Origin of the sequence: Leeuwenhoekiella sp. W20_SRS_FM14, assembly GCF_052119605.1 — a bacterium.
Classification (GTDB): domain Bacteria; phylum Bacteroidota; class Bacteroidia; order Flavobacteriales; family Flavobacteriaceae; genus Leeuwenhoekiella.
Genome location: NZ_JBGQOK010000010.1, coordinates 21322 through 38195, shown reverse-complemented (window position 1 = coordinate 38195; position 16874 = coordinate 21322). Strand labels below are relative to the sequence as shown.

Annotated in this window: 10 protein-coding genes; all 10 read right to left on the bottom strand. The window is 38.4% G+C overall.

The features are described from left to right. Positions 1-232 precede the first annotated feature (232 nt). On the bottom strand, positions 233-1072 hold the full coding sequence (locus tag ACEN25_RS15180; RefSeq protein ID WP_441803657.1) for an endonuclease/exonuclease/phosphatase family protein: 840 nt from the start codon (positions 1070-1072) through the stop codon (positions 233-235). A gap of 89 nt (positions 1073-1161) precedes the next feature. Beyond that, a complete protein-coding gene (locus tag ACEN25_RS15175) occupies positions 1162-2067 on the bottom strand; it encodes an alpha/beta hydrolase (RefSeq protein ID WP_441803656.1) in 906 nt (301 codons plus the stop codon). A 16-nt stretch (positions 2068-2083) separates the two neighbouring features. Continuing rightward, complete coding sequence (gene bglX, locus ACEN25_RS15170; RefSeq protein ID WP_441803655.1) at positions 2084-4360, bottom strand: beta-glucosidase BglX; 2277 nt, start codon at positions 4358-4360, stop codon at positions 2084-2086. A gap of 21 nt (positions 4361-4381) precedes the next feature. Then, positions 4382-5161 (bottom strand): prolyl oligopeptidase family serine peptidase, encoded by a 780-nt coding sequence (locus ACEN25_RS15165; protein WP_441803654.1) that lies wholly within the window; start codon positions 5159-5161, stop codon positions 4382-4384. A 7-nt stretch (positions 5162-5168) separates the two neighbouring features. After that, a complete protein-coding gene (locus tag ACEN25_RS15160) occupies positions 5169-6569 on the bottom strand; it encodes a glucoamylase family protein (protein WP_441803653.1) in 1401 nt (466 codons plus the stop codon). After that, positions 6562-7932 carry a glucoamylase family protein gene (locus tag ACEN25_RS15155; RefSeq protein WP_441803652.1) on the bottom strand — a complete coding sequence of 457 codons (1371 nt, stop codon included), beginning with the start codon at positions 7930-7932 and terminating at the stop codon, positions 6562-6564. The genes ACEN25_RS15160 and ACEN25_RS15155 overlap by 8 nt, the downstream gene beginning before the upstream one ends. Before the next feature lie 19 nt (positions 7933-7951). Then, positions 7952-9379 carry a RagB/SusD family nutrient uptake outer membrane protein gene (locus tag ACEN25_RS15150; protein WP_441803651.1) on the bottom strand — a complete coding sequence of 476 codons (1428 nt, stop codon included), beginning with the start codon at positions 9377-9379 and terminating at the stop codon, positions 7952-7954. A gap of 18 nt (positions 9380-9397) precedes the next feature. Then, positions 9398-12508: a SusC/RagA family TonB-linked outer membrane protein gene (locus ACEN25_RS15145; protein WP_441803650.1), complete on the bottom strand. Its 3111-nt coding sequence runs from the start codon at positions 12506-12508 to the stop codon at positions 9398-9400. A gap of 226 nt (positions 12509-12734) precedes the next feature. Further along, positions 12735-15485 (bottom strand): LuxR C-terminal-related transcriptional regulator, encoded by a 2751-nt coding sequence (locus tag ACEN25_RS15140; protein WP_441803649.1) that lies wholly within the window; start codon positions 15483-15485, stop codon positions 12735-12737. Positions 15486-15625: 140 nt separating this feature from the next. Continuing rightward, complete coding sequence (locus tag ACEN25_RS15135) at positions 15626-16846, bottom strand: MFS transporter (RefSeq protein WP_441803648.1); 1221 nt, start codon at positions 16844-16846, stop codon at positions 15626-15628. Positions 16847-16874: the final 28 nt, after the last annotated feature.

Genomic DNA, 16874 nt, shown 5'->3' with positions numbered 1-16874 from the left:
AATTGTTTGAAAAGTGGGGGTTGTTTTTTAAGGATAGCCACGAGTTAAAACAAAAAAGCCTCACCGTTTAAGGTAAAGCTTCTCAAAGGTTTCACTACAAAACCAGTTTCCAAATCTCTTTGGAAACAACACAACATCGTTATAAAGAGGCAGCTTCAAAACTGCAGTTATTTCTTAGTAAGAAAACAAAAATAGTATTAGTTTTTTGAATTTTGATCAACAAACCTAAATTTTAAGATTGCAATTTGATCAATACGTAAACCGGTAAATGATCTGAGGCATAATGCAAATCTTTAGAATCGCTTAAAACAGCGTGCTTTAGAACCTGAGACGTATTGCTTTTTCCCTGAAAAATATAATCTATACGTCGGGTAACCGGCTCATCAAATTTAAAACCATTATATGTACCCGATGGTCCAAAAGCTCCTCTGGGAGTCAGTTCATTTGTGTCAAATAATTTGGTTTTTAAAACCGCGATAGGATCACTATCTGGTTCAAGATTTAGATCTCCGGTTAGAAAAACCGCTGCATTTTCGGTATTTAATTCGGTCATTTTTTGCAGAATTAATGCAGCTGCTTCTTTACGAGCTTCAACACCTACATGGTCAAAATGCGTATTAAATACATAGAATTCTTCCTGAGTAGTTTTGTCTTTAAATAAAGCATAGGTGCAAATGCGCGGCAAAGCAGCATCCCAGCCGGTTGAGATTTTTTCGGGAGTTTCAGAAAGCCAGAACGTATCACTTTTAAGAACATCTAATTTACCAGCATTGTAAAACAGTGCTGAAAATTCGCCTTGATTCTCTCCTTCACGCCCCACACCTATATGCTTGTATCCCGTAAGATTATGATCTAAATAATCCATCTGCTCAGGCAAAGCTTCTTGAACGCCCATTACGTCTGGAGCATAAAATAACACCTGATTGGTTAAAAACTCTTTCCGCTGACTCCAGGCATCATCGCCATCAGATTCTGTGCTCAATCTAATGTTATAGGTCATTAAACTAATTTCCTGAGCATTTAATGCTGTGAGGCACAAAAGAAGAATTAATGGAGTAAGACAGTTTTTCATTTTAGAGATTTAATAAAGGTTGAAAGATATAAATATCTAGTTCGCTTGGTTTAGGTTTTGGGTGATCCCTGCGTTAACGATCAACGTGTTTATTTTTGGGTAATAGTTTCTGTATTCTGAATCTTTTCGCCTTTAATAATTACATCATTTAAAAACTGTGCAATTTCATTTGTAAAAGCATAACCCAGATTTGCCCAGTCGTGATTTCCGCCTTCTGCTGTGAGTAGACTGTAGGAAGCATCTAGATGTTTAAGACGTTCTGCGATAAAAGCATCACCATCTAAAGGTAAAAATCCCGGGGTTTCTGCGCTGCAAAAATGGTGGGGTTGACTGTTATACGGGACTAAGTTATCTGCGTCTCCGTGAATGAATATTCCGGGAACAGCATTGTATTTTGTAATATATCGCGCATCAACCACAGCCCCGGCAAGAGACACAACTGCTGCTATCCTGGGGAAGTCTCCAAGACTTTTAAATTCAGGATGGTTTGCCATATAGGCGGTATTTAAAATACCTTCAGCACCAGCGCTGCTTCCTGCAAGAATGATTTTTTGAGTATCAAAACTAAATTCTGTATTTGTTTTTAAATAGGAAATAGCCTTTAGAATATCTGCAGTTGTTTGCTTAAAAGTTTCCATTTTTTCTGAAGCAGGACACGCACAACCAAAACCTGTTGCTTTGCCTTTTCGTGTAAGCGTATAACTTATAGAAGCTACTGCATAGCCTTTTGCTGCCATTGTTTGAGCAAATTTAACTTCTAAAGGATTGTCACGTTGACCACCAGAAAAACCACCACCGTGAACTAAAACAATTAAGGGTCTGGCTGCATCTTTCTCATTCTCTTTAGCGGTATAAAAATCTAATTTTAAAGAATCAGAATAGGTATGTGTAGACTTAACCAGATCAGCATATATCTGACCTACATAGTGTTCTTGTGCTTGTGTAAGTATTCCTGTAACCAGGAATAAAAAAAGAATACTGATCTGGCGTTTCATCTAATTGTAATTTAGTTTAGTTCAATGTAAACGTTTCTTTTAATGAAGCATTGCTGTCGCCTCCTACAAAAATTTCAAATTCCCCGGCTTCTGCAACAAAATCAAGCGCGCCGTTATAGAATTTAAGATCATCTGCTTCTAAAGTTAGGGTAACTGTTTTTGTTTCGCCTTTCTTTAAAAATACATTTTTAAACCCTTTAAGTGTTCGCTTAGGTGGAGCGAGAGTACGTACTACATCATGAAGATAAACCTGTACGATTTCTGTACCGTCATAATCGCCCGTGTTTGTAACATCTACCTGTATTTCTACAGGTTCGCCCTGTGCAATTTCCTTTTTAGTTACAGTTAAGTTTTTATATGCAAAAGTAGTGTAGCTTAACCCATAACCAAACGGTAACAACGGTGCATTAGGTACATCTAAATATTGAGACTTAAACTTCTCAAAGGCTGCAGTAGGAGCCGGGCGGCCGGTATTTTTCTCACTGTGGTAAATAGGGATTTGCCCTACATTACGCGGCCAGGTAGCGGTTAACTTTCCAGATGGGTTATAGTCCCCAAAAAGCGAATCTGCAATAGCATTACCCGCTTCAATACCGGGATGCCATACCTGTAAAATACTTACCGGTAAAGCCAATTCTTCTTCAATAACCAGTGGACGACCACTCATCAAAACAAGAACCAAAGGCTTGCCTGTTTCTGCGAGAGCACGTATTAAGACTTTTTGACTTTCAGGTATTGTAATGTCTGATCTGCTTGCTGCTTCCCCGCTCATTTCTGTTGCTTCACCTACAACAGCAACGATAATATCTGCTGTTTTAGCTGCTGCCAAAGCTTCTTCTAAAAGGCTATTGGGAGTTTGTTCTGAAATATCGATACGTGGTCCAAATACATTTACTTTTTTCGCAAAAGCGGAATCATTAGAAATATTTGCTCCTTTAGCATAGGTGATTTTAGCATTTGGGGCTACATTTTTCAATCCTTGTAAAACAGGAATAGATAGTTGCGGGTCACCAGTAGGCGCCCATGTTCCCAACATATTATTTTTATTATCAGCTAAAGGACCTATCAACGCAATGTTTGCATTTTTTGCTAACGGAAGTATGTTGTTTTCATTTTTCAATAGAACAAAAGATTTTCTGGCAGCTTCTCTGGCTAATTGCCTGTTTTCAGCAGTTAGTATATCACGTTTGGGTCGCTTGCTGTCTGAGTATTTATAGGGGTCTTTAAACAGTCCCAATTTATATTTAGCAACCAGAATACGACGACACGCTTGTGTGATTGTTTCTTCGGAAACGTTACCTTCATCAACAGACTTTTTTAGAGTAGTAAGGAACCCTTCACCTACCATATCCATATCAAGACCTGCATTTATTGAAAGGGCAGAAACTGCCTGCAAATCGCCCATACCGTGAGCAACCATCTCATTTACTGAAGTATAATCTGAAACTACAAAACCATCAAAACCCCATTGTTCTCTCAATAGTGTAGTTAATAGCCATTTGTTACCACTTGCAGGAATACCGTCAACATCGTTAAATGAACTCATTACACTCTCTGCTCCTGCGTCTAGGGCAGCTTTGTAAGGAGGTAAATATTCATTGTACATACGTACTCTACTCATATCGGTAGTGTTGTACTCGCGACCCGCTTCTGAAGCGCCATACAACGCAAAATGTTTTACAGTAGAAATCATTGTAGCTTCGTCAGATAAATCGGTTTGCTGGTACCCGTGAACCATAGCTTTTGCAATTTGAGACCCCAAATACGGATCTTCACCGGCTCCTTCAGAAATACGTCCCCAACGTGGATCACGCGAGACATCTACCATAGGAGAGAAATTCCAGTTGATACCGTCTGCTGTTGCTTCTTTAGCAGCAATCTGAGCTGTTTTTTCAATCAATTCCATATCCCAGCTGCTGGATAAACCTAACGGAATTGGAAATGTAGTTTTATAACCGTGTATGATGTCTGAACCTATTAAAAGCGGAATTCCCAAACGCGTTTTCTTTACGGCGATTTCCTGCGCCTGTCTTATTTTGTCAGGTCCTGAAACGCCGAATAAACCACCTACATTTCCGGCTTTAATTTTTTCTTCAACATTCTTACTTACTACCGAACCGGTAGCAATCCCGCCACCCGGAGTTAATAAGTTAAGTTGACCTATTTTTTCTTCAAGCGTCATTTTTTTTAGCAATTCTTCTACTTCAGGAATGCGTTGCTGATTTTGGGAGAATGCAGTACCGAAGCTTGCGATTGCTAAAATGAGTAGTAATTTAGGGAGTGTATTTTTCATAATTCTTATTGCCGTGTATTTTTAGTTTTGTTTAGTGTGACTAAAAAGCCATTGTAAAAAATCGGGTTCAGCAAATGCCGAATCCCAACTGTTGTGATTAGCGTGTTCATAAAGCTTTACTCTGGGTTTTGCACCGGCTTCAAGCAGTGCCTGCGCCATTTGCAAGGAATACACAGGGTTTACCACATTATCTTCTGCACCATGAATTACCCAAAATGGAGTTTGAGTAGCATAATTATTTACTTCGCTTGTATTTCCTGCACCACAAATTGCGATTGCTGCAGCAAACATTTTTGGGTTGCGTTGAACGATTTCATACGTACCCATACCACCCATAGATAGTCCGGCAACATAAACTCTAGAAGTATCTACTTTACTTTTTTTAATGAAAGAATCCACTAATTCTACTGCCATCTTAAGATGCGGTGTTGGCTTTTTTTCGGGGTGAAAGGTGATGCCAATAGGAGAACTTGTGCGATCTACATCTACATTTGCCCAATACGAATTTGCAGGGCACTGCGGAAAAATTACAATTGCTGGAAACGCATTGCGATTACCGGTAGTTGCAAACAATTTTGCGCCATGAGTTAATTGAGCTGTATTGTCTGAACCACGTTCTCCTGCACCGTGCAAGAACAGAATTAATGGATATTCTTTAGTCTCATCATAATTTAATGGGTACTGAATACGGTATTGTAAACTGTCTCCTGCACTGTGATAAATGCCAGCTTCAAAACTATCCTGAGCCATCGTGCTTACAGAATATATGAGTGCTATAAAAAAGGTGAGTTTGATTTTCATACGAGTATTATTGAGGTACGGTATAATTAAAGTCGAGTTTTTCAAGCCCTGCCTGTACGCGTTCATTACGCATAAATAAGTTCCACAGTAGCCCTGTTCTATGATTTTCAATCATCACTAAAATAGGTCCTTGATCTATTGCGAGATACGCTTCGGCTACTTTGTAATTTTGATCTGGACTAAAGGCATCGTAAAAACCTGCAGGTCCTAAAAGGATGTTTTTAATGCTATAAAATCCACGTAATGCTGCCATAGATTCCTGTGGTGTGTATGGGAACGAACTTAATGCAGCTGTGGGTGAGATCACACCGGTATCGTTACCGGGACGATGGGCTTTATAACCCAGACTTCCGTCTGTATTAAGTGTGTAACTTGCTGTTAATCCCCAAAAATCCTGACCATAATCGCGCCATCCCAAAGGGTTTTGCACGCAATAGGCATAATTACTCAACGCGTGATTTACAGTAGCGGTCTCATAATTTACGTAGGCATCAGATAACCCAAAAGGATTTAACCCCAGGTAGGAGTAATGTGCCCAAAACAATGGGCCGCCGGTTTGTTCTGAACCTGCGTGTTTTACTTCTAATGGATAACCATATGCCGAAGCACTAAATTTTAGATTTCCGTTTAATGCCCAGCCCTGCTTGTAAACATCAGCATCAATACTGTAATCTTGTGAAGCGGCAGCTAAGATATAAGTGATTAAAGTTTCATTATATCCCTGAAGCTTCAGGTTTATCGCAAACTCATTGTTAGGACTCCAGTGCCAATACAACACATTCTCACCTTGAGTAAACCAGTTCCATTCTATACCGTCAACGAGTGTAAAAGCGAGTTCTGAAAGTGCTTGTTCTTCGGTAGAGCCATTTTTAAAATATTCTCCAACAGTTATTAAACCTTGAGCAAGAAAAGCGGTTTCTACTAAATCTGCTCCATCATCAAGTGTACTAAATGGAAGCGCTTTTCCGGTTGTGCCGTGAATCCAATGCGGCCAAGCCCCGTGAAAGCGATCTGCATTTTCTAAGAAATTTAAAATTTTTGAAAGGCGGTTTACCGCTTCTGTACGTGAAACGAAATTACGTTCTATCCCAACCAGAATTCCCATTAAGCCAAAACCCGTTCCGCCAGTAGTGACCGTGTTTTGATCCTGATTGGGATTTGCAGGAATATAGCGTTCTCGAGCTGCTCCAGATTCTGCATTAGCAAAATCCCAAAAATATTTAAAAGTTTCCTGCTGGGTAAGATCTAATAATTCTGCATCAGTTAACTCGGGCTGGGGAGTAGGATTTTCACCGCCGTTGCCTTGCCCGGGATTTTCTTCAGGTGCTTCTGCAACAGCATCACTGCTATCACTAGAACATCCTAGAATTAAAAAGCAAAGAATTATATAGACCGCGTTTTTAGTCATTTTCTGGTTTTAAATACGGACTTTCAAATCCGAGTTTTTGAAGTCCCTCGAGGACATCTTCATTTTTCATAAATAAATCCCATAGCAAACCACTTCTGTAATTCTCAATCATTACCGGAATAGGACCCTGATCAATCGCCAGATAGCGTGGCAGGTACCAATCATCCTGTAAACTAAATGCATCGTAAGGGCCGTATTTGCCAACCAGCGTATCTAAATTTGTGTACATATTGCGTAAAAATGCCTGACTTTCAGTAGGCGTATATGGAATAGAAGATAAAGCTGCAGTAGGAGAAATTACACCCAGATCATTGCCGGGGCGATGCCCGTCATAACCCTTCATAGAATAGCTTGATGTCATTCCCCAAAGATCTGAGCCATAGCCTTTATAACCCTTTGGGTTTTCTAAGGCATACTCATATTGAATTTTAGCATGGTTTACATTTAGTTTCCAATAGTCGCCGTATTGATCTGATAATCCTTTTGGGTTTAATCCTAAATACGAGTAATGTGCCCAGAACATAGGGCCTACAATAGCTTCGTTATCGTGCTCAAAGTGATTTAGAACGGTACGCAATCCATAAGCAGTTGTGTCTTTCGCAATCTTACCATTCAAAGCCCAGCCCTGTTCATAGACTTCTTTTGAAATAGGGTGAGTAGGAGAGGCAGCAGCCAATACATACATTATTAGAGCTTCATTATAACCACCCACCGGGAAGTTCATCTTCCAACCCACATTAGGTGACCAGTGCCAGTATAAGGTGTTTTTACCTTGCGTATACCAGTCCCATTCTACTTCTCCCCACATTTTTTCAATTTGGCCAACTAAAGCTTGTTCTTGCTCATTTCCATCACGGTAATACTCAGCTACAGTAAGCATCCCCTGTACTAAAAATGCAGTCTCTACAAGATCACCACCATCATCAAATTTGCTGAATGGTTTAACCTTGCCGGTAGTGCCATCTAGCCAATGTGGCCACGCCCCGTGAAATCGATCTGCTTTTTCTAAGAAGTTCACCATTTTTTGAAAACGGGCAAAAGCGGAGTCTTTAGGGATGAAACCGCGTTCTGTACCCGCAATTAAGGCCATAAAGCCAAAACCACTACCGCCTATGGTAACTACATTTTTATCGTTTGAAGGGTAAATATCATCAAGATGTATACGCTCTGCGGCGAGCCCCGAGTTCTTATTTGCTCCTTCCCAGAAGTAGTTAATAGTTTGTTTTTGAACAGTGTCTAGTAATGCTTCGTCAGAAAGAGAATCAGAGGTCGTAATTGCGACCTCTTGATTCTGACTCTCAGTTTTAGAATCTTTACATCCTGGCAGGGATAAAAGAACCAATCCAATTAAAAATAAACGCATAAAGCTTTTTTAAATAGGTTTACCAACCTGGGTTTTGTGTCATTTCCGGAGTTTGTACTAACTGGTTGTTGGGTATAGGAAACAACTCATGTTTGCCTTCAATAAAGGTTTTGCCGTCTGCTGCCATTGCCGCTTTAGCTTGTCCTGTACGTATTAAATCAAACCAGCGATCGTGTTCCATAGCTAATTCTAAGCGGCGTTCTTTCCAGATTAATGGTCGTAATGCAGCTTGATCTGTAGTGGTGACAGCAGGTAACGAAACGCGAGATCTAACACGGTTAAGTGGTGTTAATGCAGCAGCGCTTTGCCCCAGTTCATTTAAAGCTTCGGCTCTAATTAAAAGAATCTCAGAAAAGCGCAATACACGAATATTCTTATCGCCATCACCCTGGCCTCCATTTGCAGAAGAGTATGCTTTCTCATTGTAGCGCGGGTTCTCAACACCTTCGTCTATAAATCTTCCGTCAAATAAAGTTTCTCCTGCAAAAATTATGGTTGCATCTCTACGTATTACATCTCCTTCGGCATTAAAAGCATCTTCCAGATTTTTTGAAGGTGTATTAAAGCCCCATCCCATACCATTAGATCCACCACGGGTTCCTTGAGTTTGAGAATATTGCTGAACACCATGCTGAGGAATTTCTCCGCGAGCTTGAATTTCAAATAAAGACTCAGGACCATTTTCTGTAGATTCTCTCCATACTGTAGCATAATCTGGCTCTAAATCATACTGATTAGAAGTAATTACAGTATTAGCCATATCTGCAGCTTGTTGCCACTTTTTCTGATATAAATATACTTTTGCAAGTAAGCCTTGTGCAGCTCCTTTAGTTGCGCGACCTAAGTCTTGCGCAGCATAATCACTTTTAAGCGGTAGTGCAGCAATTGCTTCAGTAAGATCTTGCTCAATATAGGCGTACACGTCTGCAACAGGAGCACGTTCTACTAAATCTATGTGCTGAAGCGGAACTGCTCCAAAAGAACGTACTAACCAAAAGTAATTTAAAGCTCTTAAAAATTTTGCCTCAGCAATTATGCGTTCTTTAGGTGCTGAAGATTGTCCTTCATAAGCCTCGGTAAATTCAATTGTCTGTGAAGCACGACCTACAGTTTTATACCATTGCGTCCACATAGAAGTCACAGAACCTGATGAAGAAGTAAAGGTCAATTCATCAAGAACACGTTTATCTGCTCCACTATCTGTAGGCGAACTTCCTTTATCTGAATTATCAGAAATCATATCGGTAATTCCCAGATAGGAGAATGCATAGGCAAAATCAGTATGCATCCCATATACTCCGGTTAAAAATTCTTCAGGCTGAAAGTTTTCTGCGCTGCCTTCTGCCACAGGATCTACAATCTCAACTTCTTCAACAAAGTCATCACAACTGGTGAATGTCGCTGCTGTAAACAGGCTAAGCAGGGCTATTTTATAGGTATATTTCATAATGCTTTTTGTGTTTAATTAAAGTTTGAAATTAGCTCCAAGAATAAAGGATTTGGTATTAGGGTATGCTGAAAGTTCAATACCTGTTGTACTGGTAGGATCTCCATTCTGATTTAATTCTGGAGTAAACCCTGAATAGTCTGTAATCATAAACGGGTTTTGTAAGGTCACGTAAATACGCGCACTGCTAATGATAGATATTTCAGGTAGTGTGTAACCCAATGTAATGTTGTTAATTCTAAAATAAGAACCATCTTCTAAGTAATACGAAGAAGCTTCTACATCACGATCTGCACCCGGGTCAGAATTGGTTGATCCTGCACCTGTCCATCGTTTGTTAAATATGTCTTCGGTTATATTTTCACCACCTATACGGGTGCTGTAAAGACCGTTATAAACTTTATTGCCACCTACACCAAAACCAGTAACACTTAGATCAAAGTTTTTATAGTTAGCGCCCAGGTTTATACCGTAGTTATAGGTAGGAATGTAAGAACCAAAGTATTTTTTATCACGATCGTCTATAACACCATCTTCGTTCTGGTCTACATAACGTAAGTGACCCGGAGCAGCGCTTCCTAAAGAAGTGTTAGCATCAATTTCTTCCTGAGTTTGCCACACACCGTCTGCTTCATACATCCACCACGCAAATATGGGTTGACCTTCTGCAAGACGTTTTGTAATACGGCCGTTGCCTAAACTACCACCTATCGCACCATCGTACGCCGGTTTTACGTTTTGTACTTTATTCTCGTTTGTAGAAAAGTTAAGACCTACGTTATAGCTAAAGTCAGATCCTATTTGATCTCTCCAGTTTACTAAAAATTCAAAACCAGAATTTGAAATTTCGGCAGCCTCGTCAAAAAAGTTTGCTGAATACTGTGAGTTAAGTAAAGGCTTAACACTCAAAATAGCATTAGTATTTAAGCGGTTGTAGTAATCTATAGTACCTGATAATCTTCGGTCTAATAAAGCGAAGTCAAAACCGGCTTCAAATTCTTCGGTAACCTCCCAGGATAGGGGTTGAGCAGGAGAACCTACTGCAGCGCCCAGTATTAAACTTTGAGCAGGGCCAAAAACATAGTTTGTATTGCTACTACCATCGCTGGTATTAATTTGTTGAATGTTAATAGGCACAGACTGGTTTCCTAATTTACCCCATCCTGCAAAGAATTTAAGATTGTCGAGTACGCCGTTATTTTCCATAAATGCCTCATTAGTCATCGTCCATCCTAAACTTACTGCCGGGAAATAACCAAAGAAATTACTGTCACCGGTAATAAAATCACTGGTCCCATCTCTTCTAATTACTCCACGTACATAATACCGCTGATCGTAATTGTATTCTACACGTCCAAAATAAGATTGCAGATTAGTACTTTGGTATGTATCACCACCTACATTGTCTTTAAATAACTGACTCGTTCTGGTATTAAAATTACGTAGGCTGCGTTCTGGTCTTACGTCATAGGCCTGTGAGCTTGTAAATTCACCACCTTCATAATTTTCACGGCTTAAACCCAAGGTAGCGCTCAGGTTATGTTTGTCAAATTCTTTTGTATAAGTAAGAAACCCTTCCACATTCCAGCGATACGATTCAACGCGGCTAACTGTGTACGAGTTATTTGCAAATTCTGTTGATACCAATCCGGTCTTTTCATTAGGAATTCGACCTGCTTCAAACTGAGCTTCAGTTCTTGTAGGATTATTATTTAACCATTGATCTCTAATGTCTGAATAGCTATGGTTTGTTGAATAAAACTTAGTAGCTCCAAACCGGGTAGTCAACATTAAATCATCAGTAATATCAAACTCGGTAGCTATTTGTCCTTGTAAACTTGTAGTATTTATATACGTATCTTCATAGTAAACCTGGGAAACCGGGTTTCCGTGAGAGTTTAAACGACCTAACGTTTCGCCTGGTGCAGTTTGAAACCCAACAACACCAGTTTGTTGATTTACCAATGACTGACCAAAGCGACCGTTATCATAACGCACAGGAACAAGTGGAGACTGGCGGTATGCTGTGCTAAATGCTCCAGATGGTTTTGGAGTTTCATTGGTATAGGCAACGTTTAAGTTTTGAATAACTCTAAAGCGGTCATTAAACAAATGGTAGGTATTGTTGCTACGTATCGTACCACGACGATACTCCTGACCTTCTAAAATTCCTTTTTCTTGATATAAGTTATAGCTTAAGAAGTAATCAATGTTTTCGTTTGCACCTGAAACAGAGAAACTATTATTTTGAATGGTTCCTGTTTGTAATAATTCGTCATACCAGTCTGTATCATACTGCTGGTTATCTTGTAATAAGAAACCACCATTTGCTGCACTTTCTTCATTAAAATATTGTGTGTATTGCTGCGCATTAGCCATTTTTACCTGGTTTAGCACAGTTTTAGCACCATAATACGATTCAAAAGAAAAAACGGCTTTACCTTGTTTCCCTTTTTTGGTAGTTACTAAAATAACACCATTTGCTGCACGTATACCGTAAATGTTAGCATAAGATGCGCCTTTTAAAAAGTCTATGCTTTCTATATCATTTGGGTTAATACTACGTATATCGCTTAAAGGTTGCCCATCTACAATATATAGAGGAGTTCTACCTCCTTCTGCTGTACCTAAACCACGCATCAAAACGGTAGGAGAAGATCCCGGGGCGTCGTTTGTGATAATATTTACACCTGCAACTTTACCCTGTACAGATGTTAGTGCAGAGGTAGCAGGCTGTTTTGTGATTTCTTCACTTTTAACAGAAACAATTGCACCGGTAATATCAGATTTTTTCTGATTTCCGTATCCAACAACCACGACTTCCTCAAGTTCGTTAGAATCATCTTGCAACGTAATGCTATAAGTAGCGTCATTAGTTATAGAAAACGTTTGAGCTTTAAAACCTAAATAGGTAACACGTACCTGATCTCCTTCAGTTACTTCTAAAGAAAAATTACCGTCAAAATCGGTTACTGCATAGTTGTCTTTATTAACAACCTTCACTTCTGCTCCGGGTAAAGGAACATTTCGGGTGTCTATTACAGTTCCCGTAACTGTTTTTGTTTCCTGCGCAGTTACACCAAATGTAATAAGCGTCAGCAATAACAGAAATGTTATTTTAAGTTTCATACGCACTATATTTTGAATTAGTTTTTTGTTATTTGAGGGTGAATATAGAAGAGTTGTGAGTTAATATAGGTACATAACAAATACATCAAAACGTTAATAAAATTAAAAGCATTGATAATCAATCAATTAAAAATATAAATAATTGATTATAACGTTTGCGAAAATAGGTTTGATGTAGTGATGAGAAAGTTTAAAAGCGTTAAAATAGCTTTTGAAGTATGAGGATTTAGTAATTTTTAATCAGATATTTTGATAAATTCTTACCACTATTTAGGTTTAGTTTTTTACGTAAACGGTATCTGTGAATTTCTACTCCACGAACAGAAATTGCCATTAAAGGTGCAATTTCTTTAGTCGTCAAATTCATCTTTAAGTACGCACATAACTTTAAATCTTTAGAACTTAATGTTGGATGATCTTCTAATAATTGATGAAAGAAGTCATCATTAATTTCTTTAAAAGTGGTCTCAAATACTTTCCAGTTGTCTTTGGTATCTATGATGTGATTAATTTTATTTTGAATGGTAGATACTTTCTTTGGGTTGATACCCGAATTTTTTACATCTTCCAGTTCATTTTTAATATCAATAAGGCTGCTATTTCTTTTTGCTGCCAGATAAGTAGTATTGGCCAGTTCTTTGCGCTTTGTATTGATCTCTTGTAGCAGATTATTGCGTTCTGCAAGTTGGGTTTTACGCTCCTGTTCTTTTATAAGGCGTTCCTCGAGTTCTTTACGATGGTGGTTTAATTTTCGTTTATTATAAAGACCAATCAAAATAATGATACCAAAAACACTGAGTACATATATCACAATCATTAAATTAGACAAATACCAGGGTCTCTTTATTGTAAATTCTACTTCTAAAGGATTTGATCCTTTTTGACCATTAATAAGTGGCCAGACCTTTAAGGTATAATTTCCTGCTGATAAATTTTGAAATTCTAATGCTCCTGAAAAATAGGCGTTCATCCCATTTGATAAGGTATAATAAAACATAGGCTTGTGCAGGGCCGGCGCAGCAATGTCAAAGCGTACACGAGAAGCTTCATTAAACGGAATTTCATAACTGGTATCATTCAGTTTTAAAATAGCCGCTGATGTTTGAAGGCGATTGAGAAGCGGTTGTTGTGAGTTAGTTTGTTTTGTGTTTTTGTGCAGTTCCTGAAGATTTATTCTTCCGAAGCCTTCATTAAGCGTAATAAAATAGATACTGTCGTTGCGTTCAATTACCTTTTCATAATTCTTAATTACGCGGTCTTCAAGTAAGGGTTCATACACATAAATACTATCATTGATGAAGTTTGTATATACCAGGCCATTTCCATTTTGATTTTTAAACCAGTACTTATTATTTTGATTATTTATGAGCGCGTACGATTGATAATTTTTTAAGTCTGTAAAGTTTTCCAGATTATCATTAATGCTGTTATAGCGGTACCAGTTGCCGGCATTGTAAAAGGCAATCTCACCTTCAATTTTATGTATTTTAGTTTTTGAAGCAACGAGATCTGCGGTTTTATTAAAGGATTCCTTGTTTAGTAGTTTAGTGTTTGTGTTGTCAAGCTGTGCACGGTAAAAGCCTTTGTAGGGATGTGCCGCCCAGAAATACTTTTTATCTTCAAAAATTACGTGTTCTACAGGGGCGCCATCTGTTTCGGCAATAGGAGCATCGTTTAGTGCATTTGCATTAGGGTTAAAATATTTTAAGCCATTGTAGGTGTTGTTTAAAAACAAGTTTGTTTCTGGAATAGAAGTAAGACTATAACTTCCTGATGGCCCGGTAACCCGCTCTAACTGATTTCCTTTTAATTCATAGAGACCCAGGTTGTGGTTTACAAACAGCCTTTCTTCAATCTCTGTAAAACTCCATACCTGTCCTTGCGAGCCGGGTATAAAGTAAATCCCGGTATCAGTAATTTTGTGTACGCCAGTGTTGCTGCCCACATACAATTCACCTTTAAAAGATGCGATATCGTATACCGCACCCAATTGCCCGGTATTATCTAATAAGTATTGTATAGGTGCATCAGGAATAATTACATCTATACCATTGTCAAGGCCTATCCAGATTTTACGTTGATCTTTATGCAGCGATAACACCGTATTGTTTTGTAAGCCGTTTTGCCGATAGTGATTTCTGAGAGTTTGTGTTTTAGGATTGTAATAAATAATACCTCCTTTAACTGTGCCTATTATAAGAAGGTCATCATTAAAGACTTCTATTTTATTAAGTTCATTTATTTGAAGAAAGCGTGTAAGAGCATCGCTACCCCAGGGTTCTAGAGAACCGTTTTTAAGTGAAAAAATACCTTGAGTACGGGTGCCTGCAAGATTAAAATCTTTATAAGTAACTAATTCTATTATTGATGTTTGATTGAGTTTAGAAGTAGTAATTGGTTTAAAAACACCACCGTCAAATTCAAGGATCCCGCCAGAATTGGTGCCTAAAAGCAATCTTCTATCTACTACATTTAAAGCGGTAATAATCTCTTGTGGCTTAAAGGTTCTAATGTTTTCACCTGTATAGCAGTAGAGATTTCCAAACGATCTAAATATAACGGTATTCTCCCAGGCACTAATTTGCCAAAATTCTTCATTAGCATATTTCGTTTTAATAAGTTTTGAAAGTGAGGTATAGTTTAGCGAACCGTAATCGTCTTTTTCCCAATAGCCAAACTCCTCATAAGAACCGGTATAAATGCGATCTCCCAAACAAAAAACAGATCGAATGATGGTTTTATTAGGAAGTGTAAATACTTCCCAGCGTTGCCCGTCAAAGCGCAACAATCCTTCATTATTTGCAGCGTATAATGTACCATCTTCATCTGTACTCAATCCCCAGTTTTGACTGGCAGCATCATAATCACTACTGCTGTAGCTGGTGACTGGAGGTAAAAAATTTTGCGCTAATACCCTCATTTGACTCAAAGTCAAAATAAATAGGAGTAAAAAAGTAGGTTTTAATTTTTTAAACATGATTACCTGTATTAACAGATGGCAGGCACAATAAATTGTGATGGTATAGGTAATCTTAATGCTATAGAGTACCTAACAGGTTTTAAAATTATTAAAAAGCAGTAACCTGACGCCAATATTGATTTTAATCTTAAGCTAAACTATTCATTAGTTACATCGGCGGGTTGAATTTGGCTTAAGCGCTGCGAATTTACTATCGCCAAAACCAGTAATCCAAAAAGGGTTAGTATCAAATATGGGAAAGCAACGCCCTGATCTATTAGAAAACCTATAAGTAAAGGCGCGAGCGCTGTACTTAAAATCATAGCCATCGAGAATAAACTGTTTACGGCACCTAGTTTTTGAGTACCATAAACTTCAGCGAGTACTGCAGATTTTACGGTACCTGCCACACCTGTAGTAATGCCGGTCATAATAAGAAATAGTAAGGCACCCCAGATACTTTCCATAAAAGCAAAAGGTATCAAACCTAATGCCTGCGGAATCAGGAAAAACCGATATAGCTTTTTAGCAGTAAATTTATCTACCCATAATCCCCCTACAATAGACATCAAAAATCGGGTAATTGCGTAGCCGGTAAAAAAAGCTGCGTATAATGAAACTGACCAGCCTTTTTCTTCAACAAAGGTGTATTGATACAGGAAAATCGCTGTAGAAGTAAAACTCAACATAAATGTAGAAGGCATAAGCACGCTAAAACGTTTGTCTTTTAAGATCATCCCAAAATCTTTAGCAAGCATTTTAAAACCTGGTCTTTTGGCGACCTGAGATTGTTCATCAAAATAGCTTAAGTCCTTAAAACTTAAAAAAAGCAGATATAAAAGGAGAATCGCCGCACTTGCCTGAGCGGCAAATTCAAATCCAAATGTTAGAATAAGTGTCGTAATACAAATAGGAAACAGCGCTTCTCCCATTGGGAATCCTAAAGCCGCAATACTTAACGCTTTTCCGCGGTTAGCACCATAATAGCGGCTCATAACGGTCTGGCTAATATGACTCATCATACCTTGTCCTGTAAGGCGTAAACCTATCATTGCAAGAATTAAGAGACTAATATGATGAGTAGAAATACTAAGAATTAGACAGGAGGCTATTAGCCCCACAATATTTAAAAAGACTACTTTTTTTACGGGTTTGTGGTCTATGGTATGACCTACAGAAATTAAAATGACCGAAGCGATTACCGTACCCAAAGCGTAAATACTGCCAAAGGTGCCTTCAGAAATCTTAAAGGTTTTAAGCAGTTCGGGTACATAAAGCGATATTAAAAACGTTTGCCCGAAGCTGGATAGAAAGGTAAGCGACCACCCAAAACTTGCCGATTTATAATTGTGTTTTAAAAAATAAATAAGGCTTTTCACAAATAATTTTTTGATGGAAAGATTCGCG

Coding starts and splice junctions, on each gene's coding strand:
- ACEN25_RS15180 (WP_441803657.1), bottom strand. CDS start 1,072: ATGAAAAACTGTCTTACTCCATTAATTCTTCTTTTGTGCCTCACAGCA.
- ACEN25_RS15175 (WP_441803656.1), bottom strand. CDS start 2,067: ATGAAACGCCAGATCAGTATTCTTTTTTTATTCCTGGTTACAGGAATA.
- bglX (WP_441803655.1), bottom strand. CDS start 4,360: ATGAAAAATACACTCCCTAAATTACTACTCATTTTAGCAATCGCAAGC.
- ACEN25_RS15165 (WP_441803654.1), bottom strand. CDS start 5,161: ATGAAAATCAAACTCACCTTTTTTATAGCACTCATATATTCTGTAAGC.
- ACEN25_RS15160 (WP_441803653.1), bottom strand. CDS start 6,569: ATGACTAAAAACGCGGTCTATATAATTCTTTGCTTTTTAATTCTAGGA.
- ACEN25_RS15155 (WP_441803652.1), bottom strand. CDS start 7,932: ATGCGTTTATTTTTAATTGGATTGGTTCTTTTATCCCTGCCAGGATGT.
- ACEN25_RS15150 (WP_441803651.1), bottom strand. CDS start 9,379: ATGAAATATACCTATAAAATAGCCCTGCTTAGCCTGTTTACAGCAGCG.
- ACEN25_RS15145 (WP_441803650.1), bottom strand. CDS start 12,508: ATGAAACTTAAAATAACATTTCTGTTATTGCTGACGCTTATTACATTT.
- ACEN25_RS15140 (WP_441803649.1), bottom strand. CDS start 15,485: ATGTTTAAAAAATTAAAACCTACTTTTTTACTCCTATTTATTTTGACT.